The 22291-nt window shown below is 33.6% G+C and carries 19 protein-coding genes and 1 pseudogene (1 of these 20 only partly in view); 13 read left to right on the top strand and 7 right to left on the bottom strand.

What is annotated here, in order from left to right; all coding sequences use genetic code 11:
• From DOK78_RS13085 to DOK78_RS13065, 5 genes are all read right to left on the bottom strand, one after another.
• On the bottom strand, positions 1-1068 hold the 5' portion of the coding sequence (locus DOK78_RS13085; protein WP_207871850.1) for a tyrosine-type recombinase/integrase. The gene continues 45 nt to the left of window position 1, outside the view; only the first 1068 of its 1113 coding nucleotides appear in the window; it begins with the start codon at positions 1066-1068; the stop codon falls past the left edge of the window.
• 1 nt (position 1069) lies between these two features.
• Positions 1070-1282, bottom strand: a complete 213-nt coding sequence (locus tag DOK78_RS13080) for a DUF3173 domain-containing protein (RefSeq protein ID WP_207871851.1) — start codon at positions 1280-1282, stop codon at positions 1070-1072.
• Between the two features lie 351 nt (positions 1283-1633).
• Positions 1634-2233, bottom strand: a complete 600-nt coding sequence (locus tag DOK78_RS13075; RefSeq protein ID WP_207871852.1) for a tyrosine-type recombinase/integrase — start codon at positions 2231-2233, stop codon at positions 1634-1636.
• Positions 2234-2803: 570 nt separating this feature from the next.
• Entirely contained in the window at positions 2804-4696 is a 1893-nt protein-coding gene (locus DOK78_RS13070; protein WP_207871853.1) for a hypothetical protein, read from the bottom strand.
• Between the two features lie 689 nt (positions 4697-5385).
• Complete coding sequence (locus DOK78_RS13065) at positions 5386-6273, bottom strand: replication protein (protein ID WP_207871854.1); 888 nt, start codon at positions 6271-6273, stop codon at positions 5386-5388.
• Positions 6274-8149: 1876 nt separating this feature from the next.
• Here DOK78_RS13065 and DOK78_RS13060 point away from each other — a divergent pair.
• Both DOK78_RS13060 and DOK78_RS13055 read left to right on the top strand, forming a co-directional pair.
• On the top strand, positions 8150-8629 hold the full coding sequence (locus tag DOK78_RS13060; protein WP_207871855.1) for a hypothetical protein: 480 nt from the start codon (positions 8150-8152) through the stop codon (positions 8627-8629).
• 853 nt (positions 8630-9482) lie between these two features.
• Positions 9483-9650: a hypothetical protein gene (locus tag DOK78_RS13055; protein ID WP_207871856.1), complete on the top strand. Its 168-nt coding sequence runs from the start codon at positions 9483-9485 to the stop codon at positions 9648-9650.
• A 224-nt stretch (positions 9651-9874) separates the two neighbouring features.
• Here DOK78_RS13055 and DOK78_RS13050 read toward each other — a convergent pair whose 3' ends face one another.
• Positions 9875-9982: a putative holin-like toxin gene (locus tag DOK78_RS13050; protein WP_243430387.1), complete on the bottom strand. Its 108-nt coding sequence runs from the start codon at positions 9980-9982 to the stop codon at positions 9875-9877.
• Positions 9983-11153: 1171 nt separating this feature from the next.
• Positions 11154-12020 carry a LysR family transcriptional regulator gene (locus DOK78_RS13045; protein ID WP_207871857.1) on the bottom strand — a complete coding sequence of 289 codons (867 nt, stop codon included), beginning with the start codon at positions 12018-12020 and terminating at the stop codon, positions 11154-11156.
• Positions 12021-12153: 133 nt separating this feature from the next.
• On the opposite strand from DOK78_RS13045, the gene DOK78_RS13040 reads away from it, so the two are divergent.
• The 11 genes and pseudogenes from DOK78_RS13040 to DOK78_RS12990 all read left to right on the top strand — a co-directional run bounded on the left by DOK78_RS13040 (position 12154) and on the right by DOK78_RS12990 (position 22247).
• Positions 12154-12693, top strand: a complete 540-nt coding sequence (locus tag DOK78_RS13040) for a prolyl-tRNA synthetase associated domain-containing protein (protein WP_207871858.1) — start codon at positions 12154-12156, stop codon at positions 12691-12693.
• 2 nt (positions 12694-12695) lie between these two features.
• Positions 12696-13415, top strand: a complete 720-nt coding sequence (proB, locus tag DOK78_RS13035) for a glutamate 5-kinase (RefSeq protein WP_243430388.1) — start codon at positions 12696-12698, stop codon at positions 13413-13415.
• A 319-nt stretch (positions 13416-13734) separates the two neighbouring features.
• Positions 13735-14760 (top strand): annotated as a pseudogene (locus tag DOK78_RS13030) (excinuclease ABC subunit A); the annotation flags it as partial.
• Entirely contained in the window at positions 14720-15226 is a 507-nt protein-coding gene (locus DOK78_RS13025; RefSeq protein ID WP_207871859.1) for a hypothetical protein, read from the top strand. The pseudogene DOK78_RS13030 and the gene DOK78_RS13025, both read left to right, overlap by 41 nt.
• A gap of 87 nt (positions 15227-15313) precedes the next feature.
• Complete coding sequence (locus DOK78_RS13020) at positions 15314-15517, top strand: hypothetical protein (RefSeq protein ID WP_207871860.1); 204 nt, start codon at positions 15314-15316, stop codon at positions 15515-15517.
• Positions 15518-16109: 592 nt separating this feature from the next.
• On the top strand, positions 16110-17522 hold the full coding sequence (locus tag DOK78_RS13015; protein ID WP_243430389.1) for a PTS mannitol transporter subunit IICB: 1413 nt from the start codon (positions 16110-16112) through the stop codon (positions 17520-17522).
• Between the two features lie 14 nt (positions 17523-17536).
• Positions 17537-17974 (top strand): PTS sugar transporter subunit IIA, encoded by a 438-nt coding sequence (locus DOK78_RS13010; protein ID WP_243430390.1) that lies wholly within the window; start codon positions 17537-17539, stop codon positions 17972-17974.
• A 13-nt stretch (positions 17975-17987) separates the two neighbouring features.
• Positions 17988-19049: a zinc-dependent alcohol dehydrogenase gene (locus DOK78_RS13005; protein ID WP_207871861.1), complete on the top strand. Its 1062-nt coding sequence runs from the start codon at positions 17988-17990 to the stop codon at positions 19047-19049.
• Between the two features lie 181 nt (positions 19050-19230).
• Positions 19231-20259 carry a galactose-1-epimerase gene (locus tag DOK78_RS13000; protein WP_207871862.1) on the top strand — a complete coding sequence of 343 codons (1029 nt, stop codon included), beginning with the start codon at positions 19231-19233 and terminating at the stop codon, positions 20257-20259.
• 131 nt (positions 20260-20390) lie between these two features.
• Positions 20391-20666, top strand: coding sequence for an HTH domain-containing protein (locus tag DOK78_RS12995; RefSeq protein WP_207871863.1), 276 nt, complete (start codon positions 20391-20393; stop codon positions 20664-20666).
• 6 nt (positions 20667-20672) lie between these two features.
• Positions 20673-22247 (top strand): BglG family transcription antiterminator, encoded by a 1575-nt coding sequence (locus DOK78_RS12990; RefSeq protein WP_207871864.1) that lies wholly within the window; start codon positions 20673-20675, stop codon positions 22245-22247.
• Positions 22248-22291 lie beyond the last annotated feature (44 nt).

The raw sequence follows: 22291 nt of genomic DNA, 5'->3' as shown, positions 1-22291 counted from the left end.
ATTTGGGTAGAGGTGTCCGTAAATATCATAGGTCGTATTGATTGAGGCGTGTCCTATGCGTTCTTTAATGATGAATGGATCTTCCTCATTATCAATTAAAAATGCTACGTGGGAATGTCTGAGGTCGTGAATTCGGATTCTTTTGAGAGTAGAACTACGTTCTACTACGTCATCATATTTCTTTGATACTTTGAAACGTGTCATGATTTCGGGGACGAATTGAAAGACTTGGAGTTTCTCTGTTTCTGGTACGAAAGGTGAGAGAAGCTCATGCTGTTTATCTTTCCAATCCCATAATTCATCTGATAAGTTGCTGTGAAGAGCAATTTGACGACTTCCAGCGCTCGTTTTGGGTTCATTGAGGATGTTTTTGCCTGTCAAATGAATCAAAGTTTTATTAACGTCTATAATGTTTCTGCGTAAGTTGATGTCTTCCCACGTCAGTCCTAAAAGTTCTCCCATACGCATACCAGTTGAGAAGGCAACTTTGAAAAAGAGCTTGTATGGATACTCATCAGGTTTAAAAAGTGACATAAAATGATTGAAGTCCTCCGTTGTCCAATAGTCCATCTTTTTCTTTTTGACAGGTAATTTCTTTAATTGTGTGCATGGATTTACTTTTAGAAATCCTTGTTTGACGGCTACATCTAAGAGTTTCTTTAGTTGTATCATGAGTTTATTAACCGTGTTATTGGATAAACCTTTATTCGTGAGTGAAGTACGAAAGACTTCTAGCTCTTTATAAGTTAAAAGCTCAATTTTAGCTTTCTCAAAGTACCCCTTAATATGCCTGTTGTAATTATACTCTTGTGTCTGTAAGTAGCTTTCCTTACGATTACTTCTTTTATCTTCTTCAACAGCAATCTGATACAGCATTTCAATAGTAGCACCTGCAAGAGAGGTATCTCCAAACTTAGTAAATCTAAGTTCCTGTTCTAGTTTAATAGCTTCTTTACGGGTCTTAATTTGACGTTTGATAAATCGGTTACGCTTACCAGTAACAGGGTTAAAACCATCTGAAATATCTACAATCCATGTCCCTGTTGCTTTGTCTTTTCTGATTGTCATTTTAGTCTACCTCCTCAATTGGTTTTACTGCTAACTGAATGCCTAGTATTTCCTCTATGGCTTTAACAGGCACACGTCCAAGTCGTGCATTCTCATAGTAAGAGAATCCTTTGTGTACCATCAAAGCTTTAGCTCTCTTAATTAGGTCTTCTGCCGTACAGTGTCCATAGCCCAATTCGATTAAGTCGTGTTTAGTGATTGTTGGATTTGTCATAGTTTCTTGTCTCCTTTTATTATGTGACTAGATATAATCATCTGAAATAATTATTTTCAGGAAGTAAGAGAATGTAAATCATTTTCCATGGAATTGTTCTTCATTGCTTGTCTCTTTCTTCTATATACTAATTATAAGGGATAAGAAATTCCTTTGAAATCCCTTCAAATAAGGGTTTGTAGCGATTGCAAATGAAGCTGACTTGTGAAGTAGGTAGTTAATATTGATAGTTAGGTACATTAAAAGATGAGCAGTACCCCTAGAAGAAGGGAGTAGGTCGGACAATTTTGACAATAAAAATAAATTGAAATTTAAGCAATTTTTTATTCATTTTGATGGATTTTAAATGATTTAACCGAAGTTAATCGTGTCAAGAAGCTCTTCTTTCTGTACCTCGTCTAGTCCTAAATAACTTAGGGTGGACTTTTGGTCAGAGTGATTCAGTAGTTTCATGACAAAGCCGATATTGTAGTTGGTCTGCTCGTAGACTCTGTACGCACCTGTCTTTCTCATGGTATGAGTCCCCAAGTAATTAATGCCTAAGAGATTGCCAGTCTTCTGCATGATTTTGTAGTATTGCTTTCTAGTGATACATTTGTCTGTATTGGAGAGAGAAGGGAAGAGCCATTGGCTTTGAATCTCACTTTCTTGTAGCCATTCTTGATAAAGAAGGAGTTCTTTTTCTATTGGTTTCAGATAAAGAGAGTTTGGCTTGCCCGTTTTTTGGTCAGTGATGTTGGCACGCTCTTTTAGTACCCCAGTATCTGTGAATACATCTGAATATTCAAGCGCCAATACATCACTGACTCTTAGAAGAGTTGCTTTGCCAAGTTGAAAGATGGTGTAATTTCTGCGTCCAGCTTTGAAACTATCTAAGAGAGTATCCTGTACCTGTTTAAGTACATTTGAATCCTTGATTGGTTGTACGTTGTGCATTTGTCTTTTAGCCATATTGATGACCTCCTGTTATTCGTCTTATTTAGGAAGTGATAAAAAATCGCTCCTACTTTTAGAGAGGAAAGAAGGTAGCCTTAGAAAATCTTACATTCACGAGGTGTCATAATATTAAAAGGACTCCTCTTTACTTTCTTTTCAAGTGATTAACTTGTTATTTGACAGTAGACAGTCCTTTGTCTGAATAAGAAAGTACAAGTAATTAAAAACGGAAATTAATAAGATAAAGGTAAGAACAAGGCAGACTAAAAAACACAAGAGACGTTGATAAACCAACATTTCTAGTGCTATCATTATAGTTATTTGCTCTTTGACTTCTTTGTAATGCGCTGTATATCATTCAAATAAAGGGCAGTACAAAAAGGTCAAAAAATTCGTTTTAAGCGATTTTTCTGTTGTGGGGTATGATAATGCTAGGAGAAGATTTCAAGGTAGCCAAGGGGATTTTTGGGATGTTTTTCGACGTATGGAAAGAGCGTAGTAGGCTTGATATGGCGAATTCTCGCTCACATGGGTCTTTTTAATAAAAGGACTCCTAGTGTGAGGAAAAAGGTATTTAGTTTAGTGTCAATCAAATGGATTAGTTGCATCTTCACCAGTATACCCCTGTAATGATTTTTCACCTTTAGGGTCTGTGTCGTTTTTATTCCCATCTGATTGATTTTGTTGCTTCTCTTCATAAGCTTTATCTGATTGTTTTTGTCGAGTATTTTTATTACTGGTTACAGCGATATAATCGCCAGTTAGATTTCCTACAGGCGTATCTGCTTGTAGTTTATACCCATCCCAATCACTATTTGGCGTTATATTCAGAAGAAACTCTTTACTTGATTCATTATCTTTCATTTTAAACTGTACTGTTCCATCTGCAAAACTGTTAGCAACTCCAAGAAATTCGGCAGTTATTAGTAGTTTGCTACTGTCTTCAAATCTCCAACCTTTAGGAGATTCATTGAAATAACTAGCTGTATGATTATCAAGGTTATTTGTTATAAATTTACCACTGAATAAATGACAATAGCTTTCTATAGTTGCATTATCCATCGTTTCTTTACTGACATTAGCTGATGACAGAACTTCTTCACTTGTCGAATTATCATCTTTCTTGGTACTTTTATTTGATAGTGGTGAATAATCATGATTGATTTCACCTACAGGAGTTTGTCCTGTTACATGATAAGAGCCATCATCATTGTTCTTAATGGTAATATCAAAGGTTTCTTTTGTATTCGTATCAGTTATGGAGTATGTTCCAGAGGCTGTCTCTACATCATTAGCAGTACTTAATTCATTGAATGAAGCTTTTAGTACTATTTTGCCGTTCTTTTGAAGTACCCATAAAGAGGGTGTAATGACACTAGTTGTAGTTTCATCATCATTTTGAGTCGCACGCTCATAGTATCCACTAGAAGCCAATGAATAGATTAAATTTCTGTTTAACTCTTCTTTAGACATATCATTCGGATCTTGCTTTTCCATTTCTTTTTTAGCATATTGACCATCAACAATGTCAGCGGTAAATCCATCTAAGTTTAAATTATCCTTGAGTGCAGAAGCTGCTTCGGGTCTTCCTTCTAAATCAAGATAATATCTGTATAGTGATTCTCCCCATGATAGAATACCATAAGCGCCGTTATCCCAATCAGTTTCTCGAATATCAGATGTAGTATTTTCTTCTGTATCTTCATTTGGATTATAGCCATCATAGCTGTAATCTAATTCGTCAGAGATTTTTTTATAGTATTGTTTTGCGACATCTGTGTTTAGTGGAAATTTATAGGCAGTAGGTATTAGGTCTGATTTTTCAATTGGGATATAGTAGGATTTGTTGTAGTCACTAATTATTTCCAATGATTTTTTAGCCCTATCTAAGCTATCTTTTACAGGCTTAAATTGATTTTTCCCCTCAGTAGTCAGACCATCAAAATAGGCGTACATTTTATCTAACCGCTTCTGTTCATCTTCAATCGAAAATTCTTTGGAAGTATCTGCAATATTACCCGCTTTACTGTATTCATTTCCTAAATCTGATAAGAGTTGTTCATCATGGCTGATTCTCTTAATTTGTTTTTGCTTTTCAAATTGAGAAGGGAGAAAATTTGTTTTATTCTCTTTATCCATCTTCTTACCGGTTGTTAATGAGATATACTTGTTATTTTTAGGATTCAATAAACTCAAATTTAGGTTTTCCTCTGATTCAATTTCTTTCCAGCGTTCATTGAAAGAGTTAAGAGAGCTTTTCACTCTGTTCTGGGAATGAAAACTCATGGCTAGTAAGATTCCTAAGACTGCTAAAGTAGCAATGATAAGCTGAATAGAGCGCTTTTTTGTAAAAGTAAGTTTTTTAATCGTTGTTCTCTCCTTGGTTCCTCCTTTCCTCACAAAAATAATTTTCCCATGGAAGATAGAGAAAAGCAAATGTTTTCTTGCGTAAAAGACTACTACATATTTATTAATCATGATAAGTAGCTAGTAAGTACCCCAAGTATGGCTAATAGCATGATAGAAGGATAGTAGGCAGATACTATGACCCCCAGTAACATATTGATCACTGTTCAGAATAGATGAAAGTCAAGTGTACCAAGGGATTTGGTCTCTTTTAAGGTGGAAAGTCGGTTGTACCAATGGATTGCGGTGGTAGTGATGGTCAGAAGCTGTTTCATTGCTGATACCCGAGATAAGCAACTTGCCTTTGGTCTGATACGATTGCTAGCTGTGATTTATACCTTTCAAATTTGGTAAATCTGTTACGCATGGTAAATTTAATATTCTTATTGATTGACTTACCTTTTTTAGTATCTAACCTTGAGCTATGAAAAAGTACCTTTGGTTTTCTAGTGTTTTGATTTATCTGATTTTATTAGCCATACTTGGAAAGTTTAATAGTCTTATTGATTGAATTCATTCTTTCAATATCTATAAAAATCCCCCACTATCTATGGCATGAAATAGTAGTATAGAAGTAGGACAGCTTATCAAAGTTGATTGAAAGCTAAAAGGAGGAAATACCTATTTTTCATACTAGGTAGATTTCCTCCTTACATTAAATTAGCCATAATCTACTGAAATCACATTTGTCTTACTGTCTGTAGATTTATCAGGAGTTAGATTTCTGATAAAAACTTAAAATGGACAACGTTACTGAAATATTAGAGACAAGACTCTTGATACTCCTTTATTGTTAATGCCCATAGCTCCAAATCAATTCCTTTTGGTACTAAAGGTATGATGTTCGTTTGTTTAGGAGTATCAAGAGAATTTAACTGCACTTTGTGCTTATTTCGGCGTATCGTACTTTCTAGGTAGTTCTTGATTTCAAGATACTTCGTCTCCATTAAGTACCCCCATTGAGGTGCAGTTTCATCTAAAAAGTCATACACGTTAGCTATCTCTGTGATACCATTCTCTTTAATAAAAGTCCGAATCAAGCGTAGCCCTTCGTATTCTTCATTTTGCTGGTGCTTAGAACTATATCTGCTACTGTTGATATAGTCTCTGATACCACAGTGGTATTTATTGATGACGTAGCCCCATTCGGGTTTTTCTTTATCTGCATAGTCCATAAAGTCTTTTAACTCTTTGATATTATTTTCTCTGATGAACGCTCTTGCTTCTCTCATCATGGCAGTTTGTTCTGTCTTACTTGGTCTTAGTATCTCTTTAATATCTAAGCCGTTAAAGGCTTTTATGTCTTCTTGCTCATATTGATACTTTTCAGGGTTATCCAGATGGAGCCAATACCTTACTTTTCCTACAATAGACTCACAAGGTTGCGGATTTGGTGCATGGAGTTTACCAGTTATGCTTAGCATTTGTCTGTGAGACTTTAGGCTATTAAATTTGATAAGGCAATGGTAGTGAGGCTTTTTAGCTCCGCCATATTCATTTTCATCTTTATCGTGCAAAGGGCTATGCCCCCATGATGCACCAATATCTGTTACAATATCTCTCCAATTCTCAGGTGCTGAATCTGGATAGACAATAAATATCCAGTTTCTGTGTCTAGGTGTTGCTTGTTTGCTTGTAGTTTTTGGCATAATATATTCCTCTTTTCTTAGTTTATGTTTCTAGCTTTATGGTACAAGCCAATCTCCATGCCTAAAGAGCCTGAATCCCTTGAGCCACTCGATTTCTTACTTAATAGTTGCCACAATCCTTTGCAGGAGTAAGGGCGACAAGAAAATGTTCAGCGTTCAGCCCAGTACTGGGGTCTTGGTTTTGGGTACTCCACAGGCAAAGCCTGAGACAGCCACCGCCAAAAGGAAAAATGCCTCTTGACGTCTTTAGGACGCTTCTTAGTGTCCACAATAAAGAGCGAATGTCTTTCTCTTTCCTCGGAGGAAAATCTGCCTTGCGCCCTGTTTTGGCTCTACAGTACCCCAGTGAGGGGAGATGTGCTGATGAAATGGCTAAAACGAATCTGCCAAGCCTCGTACTACGACCCCCAGTAAAACATACTGATCATTGTTCAAAATAGCTAGAAGTTAAGAGTATCAAGGGATTTGGTCTTTTAATAGGTGGAAAGTCGGTTGTACCAATGGCTAGAGTTGTTTTTGTTTCTTTTTTTCTCTGTTCTAGTGACTTTTTGCGCCAAAAGTGTGGGACAGTTTGATATTTGTTGAGTAGCTACTACATCTATATTATTGCCTGATAGTTACTCCTAGATAACCCAGTCTATACCACGAATTTGAAAAGTTTTTTGGGGTGAAATCCCTATCTAACTGGTGTTATTTAAGAAGTCATTTACGAGCCATTAAAGTCGCTTGACTCAATTTCATCTAGCTATAGGGATTTTGGGTCTTGCCTTATTTGCCAGTTGGACTCCTTTTGGTGTTCATTTTTTGGTCAACTCCTTTCGTTATACTGGTTAGATACCCTATGTCTCTGCTGTTAAAATCTAGAGATAAAATTTCATGTTGCTTATAGATTTACTGGAGGGTTGGGCTTTAGAGGGATAAAAGTACCAAGTTACTTATCTAATGCTTTTCTTCCTGTGATACTGTTGGCTTTAGTTGGCTAGAATAGTTATCTGTATGCAGGCTTGATAGTCAGATGGATAATAGAAAAGATATCAAGCATTTGAGCAAGAATTGCAGGAAGAGATTCCTCATCTTACTTGAAATCAGCTTGGCTTCGTGCTACTTTCAGCTTATCTTGAGTTAATCAGCTTAGCTGATGGGGAGCAGGCTGAATTTAGGTTACTTAGCTATCAGTGGGTGGAGAAAGGGTATTTACAATAGAAGAAACTTCTCTACATTTGATGGCTGAAAGAAGGGTGAGTTAAGGAAAGAAGAATGCTTGTGCAGAAAAATGGTCATGCCAATCCGTATCTGTAGTAAATGGCAAAATTCATCTTGAGGTTGCCTGATTGCCCTATTGTTGGTGGCTGTGGCAGATGGCACAAATGACCATAGCCACACAATTATTTCTTCCATTGCCTATTAAAGAAGCTGATTTGGAGAAAAAAGTTATGTGGGTGGGGGTGAAAAATCATGTTATTGGAGATGAAAAATGACAGGTGTCAGAAGTAATTTTCATCTTCATCTCAAAGAAGGTGAAAAAATAGGGTGGTGGATATAGAAAGAAAACTAGCTGATTTGGAAAGGAGTCCCTCAAAGAGACGAATGTACCCCAAGTGTGTATCTAAGGGTAAAAATCAGAGTTTCTAGTTTGTAGGACGGAAAGAACAAGGTGAGGTCATTCTCTAATGCAAAAAATAAAATGACTAGGAGAAAAGAAGTGATTCTTCAGGTTACACAATAAAGAATTGGTATCGCATAGATAACTATCAATACAACTATTTCAGAAGTTTTATTGAAAAGAAGAAAAGAATCAAATCAGAACAAATAGATATATTAGAACTATTCAGGTATTATATAAGTATCGAATATTTTTAAGGGGAGCAATATATAGATGTCTGAGAATGAGAAAAAACAAGATTATAGTGGCTATTCATTAGCTTTTGCTTTTATGGCATTAGCAGGTATTATTTATATTTTACCTGATGAATATCTTTTTAGTTGGTCAAGAGGGGTAACTACTGTGATATTAATGATAAGTTCAGTATTTTTCGCGTATTCAGTAGAAGAAATGTTAGGTAACAAAAAAATATTTGATAATTTTGCCGTTGCAATGGCAATTTTTTATATCATTTATGGAATTGTTTTGCTCTTAAAAAATTTTTCTTTACTCAATGAATGGAGCGTGTTAGTTTTATTAATCGTTTCGGTAATTCCTTTGTATGGGATTTTTGTGGGAATATTTAGCTTAGGAAATTTTATAAGAGGAAATATTAAAACAAAGAAAGGGAAAACTTTAGAACTTATTTTAAAGCTTATACCAGTTTTTTTACCAGTTGTAAATTTAATACTTAAGGTTTTAAAAATCATTTGAACAAAAATAGTTTTAAAAAAGTGCGGTTTAATTTGTAGAAAGCAGAAAATTCCAACAATCTAGGGTAGGGGTTCTACACCGATTCAAGCATTAGATATCCTATGATTTTCCAACCATCTATGTATAGTGAAAGTCGGTTTGAGACATTCATCTGTGTTTGAAATGATTCATCTAATCAAACTGAGCAAAGAAGATACGAGAGTGGCAATCATCTAACTTAAATCTAGCTAAAAAATAGTGGACAAGGATAGAAATAGGTGGTATCATTAACTTGTATAAGTGTACGGACAATTAGAGTTTCCAAAAAATATCTTAGATGGCTAACCCATAACTTGTTTAAATCGGTTATAAGTGGGTATAGTCTTATTTATTTTTGTCAGATTGACCTATAGTAATAAGAGCGGTAAAACTCAAAATCCAGTGCCCTCACGGGCGTGCCGGTTCGACCCCGGCCGCCGGTATAACTGATATAGCAACGTTTCTAGACGATTCGTAGCTATATCTTTTTTTGCTTTTTGGGACTATTGTATGTTATTTTAAATTTTTCAAGTTTAGCTAAATTTTCTTAATAAAGAGCATCTAATCGATTCGCTGTATCAATTTGTTTGAATAAAGATGTCCATATAAATCATAAATTGTTTGTATAGACGCATGTCCGAGTTGCTCTTTTATCATATGGTGTAGTGAGAAGGGAATCAACTCCTACCCCAGTCCGTGGGGTCTCAACTATCTCTTTCCGTTCTCTTTAAAAATTGAAAGAGAAAACTCATAACTACCCCTGCGACAACGCCCTTTCACCTAGTCTTGTAGTCAGGGACTGTCGACCGGTAAGAAATTTGAAAGGAGGACATAGATGAATCCATTACTCTATAATTATTTTGTTCTGGCGAATAAATCAAATGATCATCATATCCAAAAATTATTTAAACAAGAAATGATAGATAAATTATATAACGGAAAACAAGTTTGTTATTACTTAACGAAAAAAGGACACAGCGTCAATCTGCCTGTATCGAAGTAGATTATCATAGTGTATTTTGAGAGAGATTTGTAAATTAAAAAAGAGAAGTAGCAACCTAAACAGGCCGATTTTTACTTCTCTAAATTGAAATTTGATCCATTCCATGATATAATTCTTTATGTAAGGAAGAGTTGCGCGAACAACTCTTCCAGCAGCACCGTTTAAGACGGTGACCAGGTTTAATTATTTTATAGAAATAATCGTCGACTGGCTAAAGAGGACGGTTATTTCTTTTTTTTGTCGTCTTTTACTGCGGATAGGATACCAAAGATAATCGTTGCGGTAAAAGAACCGAACGCAATCATTAGCCCTAACGCTTCAGCGACTGACAAAAAGGCGTCTCCTCTCTAAAGATTTTAGCACTCATGTTCATAAGCACCACCACCTTTCGAATAAGATTAGCCACCGTCACAAACTCTACTGCCACTTAAATTATACCATGATTTTAAGAAGAATTCGATGATATATAAGGGTTCTTCTTTTCTTTTGTAGTGACAAAAAATCGATTCAATATTTGGTGACTCTTTTCATCCGCCAGTCACCTTGTCTTAATTTGCTCCCTGTGTCCGCAAAGTCGAACATGGACAGTTTGTCATTTTTGTGGTGAATCACAAAAAAGCAACAGGGATTGAATTTATTTGGCACAGCATAGCTCCGACTGCGCCAAACAAAGTTATATGGATAAATTCATTTCCCTGAATTTTTAATTCTTGTTCAGCCAATTTTTGATTTCGTGTACCATTTTTACCATCTCGAACGATACTAACTGCGAAAGCAAGTCGAAGCTGTTCCCCTTATTTCTCATAAGAATCTTAAAAAATAGCAAGGGCAAGGCAAGTCGCACGCGCCCCTTGCTATTTTTTTGTCGAATGGTAAACGCTTCTGCAACGAAACCCAAAAATTTCAGCCTTTCGACTAGTAGGTGGTGCACACAAAACGTGGCTGGAAAAATATGTTTAAAAAGGAGCGAGAATCATGAATAGATTAAGAGCGAAAATGAAACACGAAACCATTTAACGGATGAAAAATTTGAATATACACGCAGAAACTATCCGATAATTTGAAGAAAAACAATAATATCCAAGTATGAATTACTGGATGACAGAAGAAATGTTAGAAGTGGTACAACGCTTAGAAGAAAAAAGCCATTGTCTGGTGTATTTTGGTATTTTATCAACATTAGTTAATGGGCAAACTCATTTATCTTTGTTTTATGTACGAGAGAATAGGGTTTTATGTTGAAACACTCGGAATTAAGTTTTTCATAGCAATAAAAACACCAATACTCCCAAAATAAATAGGTTACTTTTTATGTTTTTAAGTCAAGTCCATAAAATTTAATCCATCATAGAATACTTTTAAAAGTGTATAGAAAATAGCAAGTTTTTTTGAAATCATTCTTTGTAGCGATTGATAATATGGTAGTTACTTATCATAGCTAAAAAGTGTAGCTTTTTTTTATGATGAAGAGAGCTTAATATTATTTAAAGCGGCATTTGCACTTTACCTATAATCAATAAATTTCAAAAATTCTTTTGTAGCTAAAGATAAGGTTTCTTTATTTCTATAAACCAGACCAATTTTTCGATATTGAGGAATGTCTAATGATTTGGTGACGATGTTATAAGCGATTCGCTTTAATATCAGTTCAGGTAAAATACTGATTCCTAAATTACTTTCGACCATTGACATGACTGCATAATCATCCCACGTACGAAATTGAATAGCAGGTATAAAATTTAATTGTTCAAATAATTCCAAAATATCTGAATTTTTTTCTTTTTCTAGTAAAACAAATGGAAAATGCGAAAGCTCATTTAAAGGTATCTTGTCGTACTTCGTTAAATAATGATTCTCTGGCAGAACAACAAGCAATTCATCTTGTTCTAAAAATTTTGTTTGAAAATGGCTGATGGTCGGTAGTCTAAGAAACCCAAAATCAACTCGTCCCTCATTGATCCACATTTCAATTTCTGTATAGTCCCCTAATAAAAGTTCAAATTCTATATTGGGATAACGCTTTTGAAATTGTTGAATCATTTTAGGAATCCAGTGTGTGGCAACACTGGAAAAAGTGCCAATTCGTATAATTCCTGTGTCTAAGTCTGTTAGTTCATCCATTCTACGTTGCAATAGCAAGTATTCATTGACCATGTTTTGAATAAATGGGAAGATATTCATGCCATCAGAAGTTAAGTTTAAGCCATTTCGATTGCGTTCTAATAAATTGACACCACTTTCTTTTTCCAAGTCATTAATCATACGACTAATTCCCGATTGTGAATAATTCAATGCGTTTGCGGCTTTAGTAAAACTTCCTAGCTCCACCGTTTTTACCAGAGCAAGATATTTTTGAATATTTGTTTCCATTAAATTTCTCCTTTTAGCATTACTATCTGTTTTTGTAATGTTCAGCATGATAAATATTCGTTTTTATCATCATTTGATTTATGATACGATATTTTTGTTTCAAATACAACGAAAATACAAAAGGAGAGTCAGTATGTTTTATGTGAGTGAAGTAATTACAGAAAAACCAAATGAATTTAAAACCAAATTACAAGAAGCAGTTTATAAAAAATTAGAAGAATTAGCAATTGAGCATCAACGTGTGGAGACTGATGAAGCAATTACGATGACTGATTGTATTTTGATTAATGATAAATTAACCATGCAAATGGTTAAGACGTTGTTCTTATGTAATCGTCAAAAAACTACCTTTTATTTGTTTATTACAACAGGTAGTAAAACGTTTAAATCCAAAGATTTTAGCAAAGTTCTTAAAATTTCACGCGTTTCGTTTGCACCTGAAGAGTTATTTGAAGAAATACTACAAACTAAAATTGGTACCGCAACTGTTTATAGTGCATTGATTGATGATAAAAAACAAATTCAAATTGTTATCGACAAAGAGGTGGTGTCAGAAGAATATTACGGGTGTAGTTATGGTACAACAAGCGGTTATATGAAAGTGAAAACAGCGGATATTCTTCAAAAATTTTTGCCAGCTACTAATCATCAACCGATTATTATTGAGGTGTAGATATGAGATTATATCAAAATAGAATCGTAGTCAAAGTAGGAACATCTACTTTGACCAATGATTTAGGACAAAATAATTTAAAAATTTTTGATCGTTTAGCTTATGTACTGTCGGATATTCAAAATTTAGGGTATGAAGTGATCTTAGTATCTTCTGGCGCAATTGCCGTAGGTTGTAATAAATTGAATTTAAAAACCAGACCTACAGAACTAAAGTTCAAACAAGCGGCAGCAGCAGTAGGGCAATGTAGGATTATGTTTTTCTATGATAAATTTTTTGCGGACTACGATAAAACTATCGCACAAATTTTGTTGAATGCAGAAGATATTGAAGTAGAAGAAAAGAAGCAAAATTTAATAAATACATTTGACACATTACTTGAAATGAACATTATTCCTGTAGTCAATGAAAATGATTCTGTAAGTTATACAGAAATTCAATCAGAAGCCCGATTGTTTGGCGATAATGATATGTTATCTGCAGTTGTAGCTACTTTATGTAAAGCAAATAAGTTAGTTATTCTTTCAGATATTGATGGACTTTACGATAAAGACCCTAGAATGGATTCGTCAGCTAACTTAATCAAGCAAGTTGAACAAATTGATGAAAATATCCATTTGTTAGCAGGTGGAGCTGGATCACAAAGGGACAGGGGGCATGATTACAAAATTACAATCAGCAAAATTGGCAACAGAACATGGTATAGAAACCATCATTACTAATGGCAACAATCCGGATTCATTGTATGACATTATTCAAAATAAAGCTGTAGGCACTATTTTTAAATCATGTATATGAAAGAGGAAACGCAAGTGATTAGTAAAATTAAATTTATATGCTCAATGATTGTTTTGGGAACAATTGGCTTAGTTGTTCGGAACAACTCAATGGAACCTAGTGAGATTTCTTTCATTAGTAGTGGTATTGGATTTGTTTTTTACTATTCGTATTTTTTTTAGTGCATAAAGAAAATTTTCTTCCAAAGAAATTTTTCAACAAAATGTCTATTTAGTTGTATGTTCTGCAATTGCTCCACCATGAATAGCATTGTATATACGTAAAAATATGGAGATCAACAATATTTATAAACAATATTCGGATGAGAAAAGCCATCATGTCTATAGTGTGGATGTGACCAATGGATTAAAAATGTATGGTGTCTCTAGTGCGTATGAATTAGCACGGTTGATTCAATTCGATGTTCATAAATAGCTTGGACTTTATACAACGGTTGGGATTGGAGACAACCCGCTGTTGTCCAAATTAGCTTTGGATAACGAAAGTAAGCACAATAAAGACATGAAAGCAGAGTGGCGGTATGCTTCTGTTCCTGACACTGTCTGGAAAATTGCCCCACTAGAAGACATGTGGGGGATTGGTAGACGAACGGCTAAGAAGTTACGAAAAATGGGCATCTTGGGAACCCAGTTGTATGCCCATAGCTGGGGCATTGATCGAAGTTTTTTAGGTCAAACCTACAAACTAAAAAGTAAATCAATTGGAAACGCCCAAGTGTTTCCACGAGACTATACAAATAAGCAACAACTTGAAGTAGTGATTAAAGAAATGGCCGATCAAGTAGGGACTCGGTTACGTCGAGAGGAAGCCAAAGTACAATTGGTGTCTTTAGGGATTGGATTCAGTTTAGGTTACACCGATTGGAGTGGGAAAGGTGGCTTTCATCAACAAGTTCGTATTCCAGCAACCAATGCCACGAAAGATTTAACAAAATGCTTGTTATGTATTTTTGAGAAGTATTATAAACAGCAAGATGTTCATAACATCAGTGTAAATTGTAGTGATTTAATTTATACTTCTTCGCTACAGCTGAATTTATTTGAAGAACCCGAACAGCAAGTGCGACAATTAAAAACCGATTTAGTCCTAGATACGATTCGTAAAAAATTTGGCTTTGGTTCTATTGTCCACGCGCACTCACTATTAGAAGGCGGACGTGCGATCGCTCGATCTAGTCTTGTCGGGGGGGATGCGGGCGGCTTGGCAGGAATTGAAGGAGTGGAGACACATGACAGTCAATCAAAGACGAACGAAAAAGGAATTTCATGAGTATAACGAATACCATGATCGTCCTTTTGGATTGAAATGGGGCACAGCTTTTGCGATGGAGGAATTGGTCACCGGTATTCAAGCCAACGAAGAATGGGCATTAAAAGAAAATCAGCTATTAGAACAACTATTGCGAGAAACCATCGATGTCCGTTTATTTGAGTCGCTTCTCTATTCGAAAGAAGTAGAAATTCAGCTCAATAACAGAGATCCATTTGGTCGTTTAGTCGATAGTGTGTCAGGCTTTTTCTTAGGCGAAGCATATGACGAGTATTTTATCTTAGAAGATCAAAAAATTTTTTGGGAAGACGTTCGGCATATTAAAGTGAAAAACCAAGAGAAATGGTTTACAATTGATCTGTTTGAGAAGGATTCTCTACGAAAAGAAACCAGCTCAGTATCAAATGAAGAGTTAACTTATGTTGTGAATGAAGACTATCAATCTTTTTTCGATGAGATTTATTAACTAGTACGAATACAAGTATCTATTTTACTTGTAATAAATGTTTGAAGAGTGTTAAGTATAAAAAAACGTAGAAAAGAAAGGTTTACTATGGAAAATAAATCTTCTTTTGAGAGTCGCTGGGTGCATGCAACTAGCGAACAACAAGAACGCTATCGGAGCTTAATAAAGAAGTACCAATATATTCAATGGAATGATAAAGAAAAAAGTTACTTACTATGGTTGTGTAATCTGGATATTCACACGTTAGATACTTTAGAGGATGTCTTTGAAAAGCTGGAACAATCAAGTTGACTGAGATATTTTGATTTATGTAGATGAGTATTCCATAATTTAGCATATGGTTTTATAAAATGAGAATAATTCTTAATTTATACGCAAACAGAGAACGAATCCCTGAGAATTCGTTCTCTGTTTTTTATTCATTGAAATATAAAAAAGTAGACAATTGTTTTTAGTAATAATCTATCTAAAAAAGTTAATCAGTTAACTAATAAAGATGCCATCAAACAACACTTTCAAAAAGAAAGTATTACATATTTATTATTGTTTGACTGTATGATATCTTTGTTCTCTTTTGCTTGATATAGGGCAATATCAACATCTCTAATAATATTTTCTGCATACATGCCTCTTGTATATTCAGCAACTCCAATACTTAGTGTCGATGTATTCTATTCTTTTTATGCTGAATATGATTACGCTTTTTTACACAATATTTTAAACTTAATATAAAAATGAGATAGACGAATTATAAGCAAATATTTTTATGATAATTTATCAAACAATTTTGGCAATTTATTTATGACAAACTTAGCTTTTTCAGTCATGGACTAAAGCAGATTCTGCCAATATACTTGTGTTAAAGAAAAGGGGGAGATATGACATGGAAAATGTAAAAGTAAAGATTCAAAGATTTGGTAATACATTAAGTGCTATGGTTATGCCCAATATTGGCGCATTTATTGCTTGGGGGATACTTGCAGCTCTATTTATTCCAGCGGGGTACTTTCCAAATGAAAAACTTAATTCTTTAATTGGGCCAACTCTGACATACGTATTACCAATATTAATTGGTTACACAGCAGGATATAATATCTATGGTAAACGTGGAGGTGTTGCAGGGGTGCTTGCCACAGTTGGTGTGATCGTTGGTTCTGATGTTACCATGCTTATTGGAGGGATGGTAATGGGTCCAATTGGGGCATTAACAATTCGAAAAATTGATAAAATAGCTAAGGGACGTGTGAAATCTGGTCTAGAAATGCTAGTAGATAATTTTACTCTAGGTATTTTAGGAGCCATATTAATGGTTGTTGGATTGAATGCAGTTGCTCCAGTTTATAATGTAATTTCATCATTCTTAATGTCTGCTGTAAACTTTTTAAGTGAAAATAATATTATACAACTTTCACCGGTTGTAGTAGTCCCAGGTCAATTACTATTTCTTAATAATGCAATTAATCATGGAATTTTATCTCCTTTGGGAATTGAACAAGCAGCAGAGTTTGGTAAATCAATTTTATTCTTAGTTGAATCTAATGGCGGTCCATGGACTGGTTTGGCTTTTGCTTTCGCAGTATTTGGTAGAGGTATGGCCAAAAAATCGGCGCCAGGTGCAGCAATTATTCAATTATTTGGTGGTATTGGAGAGGTTGTTTTTCCATACGCATTAACGAAACCGATTACAATGCTAGGACCAATCATTGGACAAGTATTTGCTCTTTATTGGTTCTCAATCTTTGGAGGAGGTACTGTTGCAGCAGTTTCCCCAGGGAGTTTTATAGCACTAATTATGATGTCTCCAAAAGATGGTATTATTGCTAACGTTAGTGGTTACATTGTTTCAGGTTTACTTTCATTTGCAATCGTAGGATTCTTGTTAAAAAGAAGTAAAAATAATGAGGAACTGGTTGAGTATGATTTATCAACTGAGGAAAATTCTAGTGTATCTTCTTCAACAAATAGTGAAGACCAAAGAAACAATAGACTAGCTCCAAGAAATATTCAAAATATCTATTTTGCTTGTGATGCAGGAATGGGTTCAAGTGTCATGGCAGCTTCAATACTAACTACTCAATTGCAAAAAAATGGCGTTTCATTAAAAGTTAATCATGTATCTTTATCTGAAGTTCCCAAAAATGCAGATCTTATAGTCACAAGTGATATTTTGTATGAACGAGCTTTAACTCAAGTAGCTGAAGATGTTCCTATTATTAAAATTCATGACTTAATGTCTAAGAATGAACATTCTGAAATCGCAAAAACAATAAAAGATATGATTGAACAAAATAAATAAAAGGAAGTGAATTTATGAATACAAATATACTAACAAAAGAAAATATTATTTTAAACAGTAACCCAGTAGATAAATGGGAAGCTATTGAAAGTTGTGGAGAAATATTAGTAAAAAATGGTTATGTCACTCCTGAATATATTGACGATATGAAAGAGAGAGAACGTACAGTTTCTGTTTATGTTGGGAATCATGTAGCTATTCCACATGGATTAGTAACATCTGAAGACAAAATTCTTACATCAGGTATTTCATTTGTTCAAGTTCCAGAAGGTGTATCTTTCAATGATGAAAAAGTATATGTATTTATAGGTATTGCTGGAAAAAGAGGTGAACATAATGAAATCTTATCAAAAATTGCATTAGCTTGTTTAGAGCTTGAGAATGTTGAGATTCTTAGAACTACTCAAAATAAAGACAAAATAATTGAAATTTTATTAGGATCAGATAAATAGGAGGGTATTTTAAATGACTGAGATACAGAAACAACGTTTTGGTGTTTTAACGAAGAAAGGCCAAATTGAAGTACATGAACGTCCTTTACCAAAACTAGGAGATTATGACATCTTAATTAAGCATGAAGCATGTAATATTTGCACAACAGATTATACGCAATACCTTGGATTACGTGAGCATCAAGGTTATCCTATGGCAGGAGGTCATGAAGATTCTGGATTTATTGTAGAGGTAGGAGAAAAAGTGAATGGTTTTTCAGTAGGAGATCATGTAGCTTTAGGATGTCCTTCCTGTGGATATTGTGATGAGTGCAAGAAAGGAAGAGAAGGATTCTGTAAATATAATGATATGACTGTTCACACTACAGAAGATGGTTATCATGGAACTTTTGGCTTTTCTGACTACGTAGTGATGCCCGCTAGAAGAGTTGTGAAAATTTCTAAACATTTACCAGCTGGAGAAGGAGGTTTCTTAGAACCACTTGCAACTGTCTCTAAAGGAATTAAGATAATGGATACCAAGCCAGGTGATACGGTAGTGGTTATTGGTGCAGGAACAATGGGAATGCTAAATGCCTTGGCACTAAGAGCAAAAGCTATTCGTGTAATTATTACTGAATTTATGCCAAATAAAATTGAAAATGCTAGAAAAGAAGGTTTAGAAGTTATCGATTGTAATGTTAGCGATCCGGTTGAAGAAGTAAAAAAATTAACTGATGGAGAAGGTGCGGATGCTGTATATGTCTGTGTTGGTAACACAGTTGCAAACAATCAAGCAGTTGAGATGCTAAAAAAATATTATGGTAAAATTTTACTTTTTGCGGCAAGTTATCCAGAACCGAAGTTCGAAATCAGTTCAAATGTTATTCACTATCGTCATATTCAAATTTTTGGAACTACAGGCGCTGATTTAGTAGACTTTATTGATTCTGCTAAGTTATTAAATTCTGGTCAAGTAAAAGTTACAAGTTTACTAGAAAAAAAATATTTTGATCTTGATCATATTAAGGATGCTTTTGAAGAAGCAACTGTTCCAGGAAATTATAGAGTAACTGTTCGTATGAATGATCTGTAAAAGTTTAAGCTAATACTAGCTAAGAAAATATATGAGAGTATTATTGTCTCTACAAATGAGGTCCTTCTGCTTTTCTCAGATAATTTAACTGAGATAGTATCGAGGACCTCTTATTTATAAAGACCAGTAAAAGATATATAGAAATTTTTTTGAAATTATTAATATAAAAAGGAGTTATCTTATGAAAATCAAAGAAAAAGATTTTGGCAATGATTATAAGTTGATTACTATTGAAAATGAGGCTGGAACTAAACTTGACGTTTCAGACTTTGGTGCACGTATTGTTAATTGGAATATACCTATTGGTAACGAAACACGAAATATTGTTTTAGGTTTTGATTCCGCTGTTGAATATTTAGAAAATGATCCTTATATTGGTGCATCTATTGGTAGAATTGCTGGAAGAATTGAAAAGGGAAAGTTTAAAATTGGAAATAAAAACTTTCAAATACCTGTTGATGCTACTAATGGACATTCCTTACATAATAGTCCTAAAGGATTTGAGCTAAAAAAATGGAATTATAAAATTTCGATAGACGATAATGAGGCATCTGTTATATTTTCGTCAACTAGCCCAAATAATGAAAATGGGTTTCCAGGTAATTTAAAAATAGAAGTTGTCTATACTTTAACCGAAGACAATGTTTGGCAGTTAAAAACCACTGGTTCTACGGATCAGGATACTTTATTTAATCCAACAAATCATGTGTATTTCAATTTATCTGGAGACGTGACTCAATCGATTGATGAGCATACTTTTTGGCTTAATAGTAATTACTTTGCTCCAGTTAGAACAGATGTAATTCCGTTAGGAATAAAAAAAGATGTTACAGGAACTCCTTTCGATTTTAGAAGAAGTAAAAAACTATCAGAAGTGTTTAATAGTGATTTTGAACAAAAAAATTTATTTGATGGTATGGATCATCCATTTTTCTTAGATGATACTAAAGCTCCTATAGCGATACTATGTAGTGAAGATGAAAAAATAAGACTCACCATTTCAACAGATGCTTCAAGTGTCGTACTGTACACCGCAAATTTTGGTGAACACGGCCCAAGAATGCATGGAAAAAAATTAGTACATCACGGTGGAATTACATTCGAAACGCAAACTGCACCTGGAGCTGAACAGTTTTCAGAATTTGGATCTATTTTATTACAAAAGAATAAAAGGATAGAAACTATAACTGAATTTCGAATTGATATCTAAATTTGTAGTCGCAGCATTAAAAAAACTGCGACTTTTTAAGATTAAATATTTTTCCTAATGCTAGGAAAAATATTGTGTATAGCGCTTTCAATATATGTGATTTAAGATTTTTACTATAGGAGGAGGTAATAATGAAAAAGCAACATCAAAAATTAATTAATTATTTGAATAGTAAAAACGATGAATATGTATCTTCGACAGTACTCTCAAATATATTAAATGTGACAGATCGAAGTATTCGAAATTATGTAAAAGAAATTAATAGCGTCATTGATACAGATATTGTTATTGTTTCTTCTCCTCAAGGATACAAATTACGTTTTAATATTCGAAGTGAAGAGCACAAAGAGGGGGGTTATTATGTAGGAAATTTAGAAAATGAATTGTTGGAATTCCGAGTTATTTAAATACTAATGAACCAAGAAGAATATATTTCTTATGATGAATTATCGAATACTTTCTTTTATTCATCACAAACTATTCGTGGTAGAGTCCAACGACTTACTTTAAAGATTCATGAACTTGGAATTGGGGTTACTATTGATACCAAAGTTTTTATGGGAATAAAGCTAGTCGGGACGGAAATACAAAAAAGAATATTACTAGAACTATTTTTTACAAATATTCTTATAAAAAAAGAAATTTTTAAAGAGTTGGTAATAAAAGAGTTTAGTAGATGGTTAGAAGTTTCTGTACTTGAAAACATCTTTTATATCATAGATAAAATAAATACTTCAAAAAATCTCAATTTGGATTTTCAGATGTACAAAAAAATTATTACTCAATTAATAATAACAGTACATCAAATAAATTTAGATAAAAAAGTTAATATTGAAAAGGACTTAATAGAGAAAATTAAGGTTTTTAAAGAGTATGAAATAGCTATATTATTGAAAAAAAATCTTGAGAATATCGCTAATGTGAATGATGCTGAATTACTATTTTTAGTAAATTACCTTATTTCACTTCACCTAGACCTAGGAAAAATGACTATTACTAAACAGGATATTTCTATATTAAATAAAATACAACAAATTTTACTAGATACCCAGAAAATGTATAATGTTGAAACCTATTCTAACTTGAGATTTAGAGAAAGCATTAGTGAACATATCTATCGGATTATTCATCCAACGGCAAAGAATATTTTGTTGTATAACCCATATATTAAAGAAGCCAAAACTGAATATTTTTTTTCATTTAGTATAGCTTCTCACATAGCTTTAAAACTAGAAGAAATGTTTAATCTGGAGATTCAAGATAGCGAAATTGCTTATCTTGCATATCATATACAGGTTATTCTTGATACTAAAGCTAAGAAAAAAATTAAAACTGTGATTCTATTTAATCGTAATTTTGAAAGAACGAAGCTACTTGCATCAAAGTTAGTTACTTACTTTGATGAATTAGAAATTGTGGAAATAAAGAAATATAAACAGCCGTTTGAATTTAATAGAAACTATTTGTATATAGGAATTGATTTGATTGATACAGATATAAAATTACAAAATTTTATAAATATCGAGCATAGTTTTCAATTGTCAGAAATAAAAAAAGTTGCTTATTTTTTGGAGTCCCAAAATACTGTTTTAGCAAATGCGAATTTTTATAAGATAAAAGAAACTACATCACAAAAAGCTATTGAACTGTTACTAAGGAAAGATAATCAGTTGCATATGCTAAAAGCAATACTTAAAAGAGAGAAAATGTCTTTTACATCTATTGGAAATTTAGTTGCGATCCCCCATTCTTATCAAGAAAATTTAAAAAATATTGAAAATATCATTATTGGTATATTAGATAGACCAATAACTTGGGGAAATGAAAAAGTTCAATTGATTTTAATCTATATTCCTTCTTCTGACGTTAGGAGAAGTGAATATATTTTTCAAGAATTTTATAAAAAAACTAGAGATCTTGAAGCAGTAAAAAAACTAATTAAAGCAAAAGATAAAGTAGATTTTATTAAAAAATGGAATAAAATTTAGCAAGACTTTAAGTACAAAAATACTTATAAGCAAGGAGTATAAAA

The sequence above is a fragment of the Enterococcus sp. DIV2402 genome (assembly GCF_017426705.2).
GTDB classification, from domain to species: domain Bacteria; phylum Bacillota; class Bacilli; order Lactobacillales; family Enterococcaceae; genus Enterococcus_F; species Enterococcus_F lowellii.
Note: the sequence above shows the minus strand (reverse complement) of the source record. Positions and strands in the feature narration are given on the sequence as shown.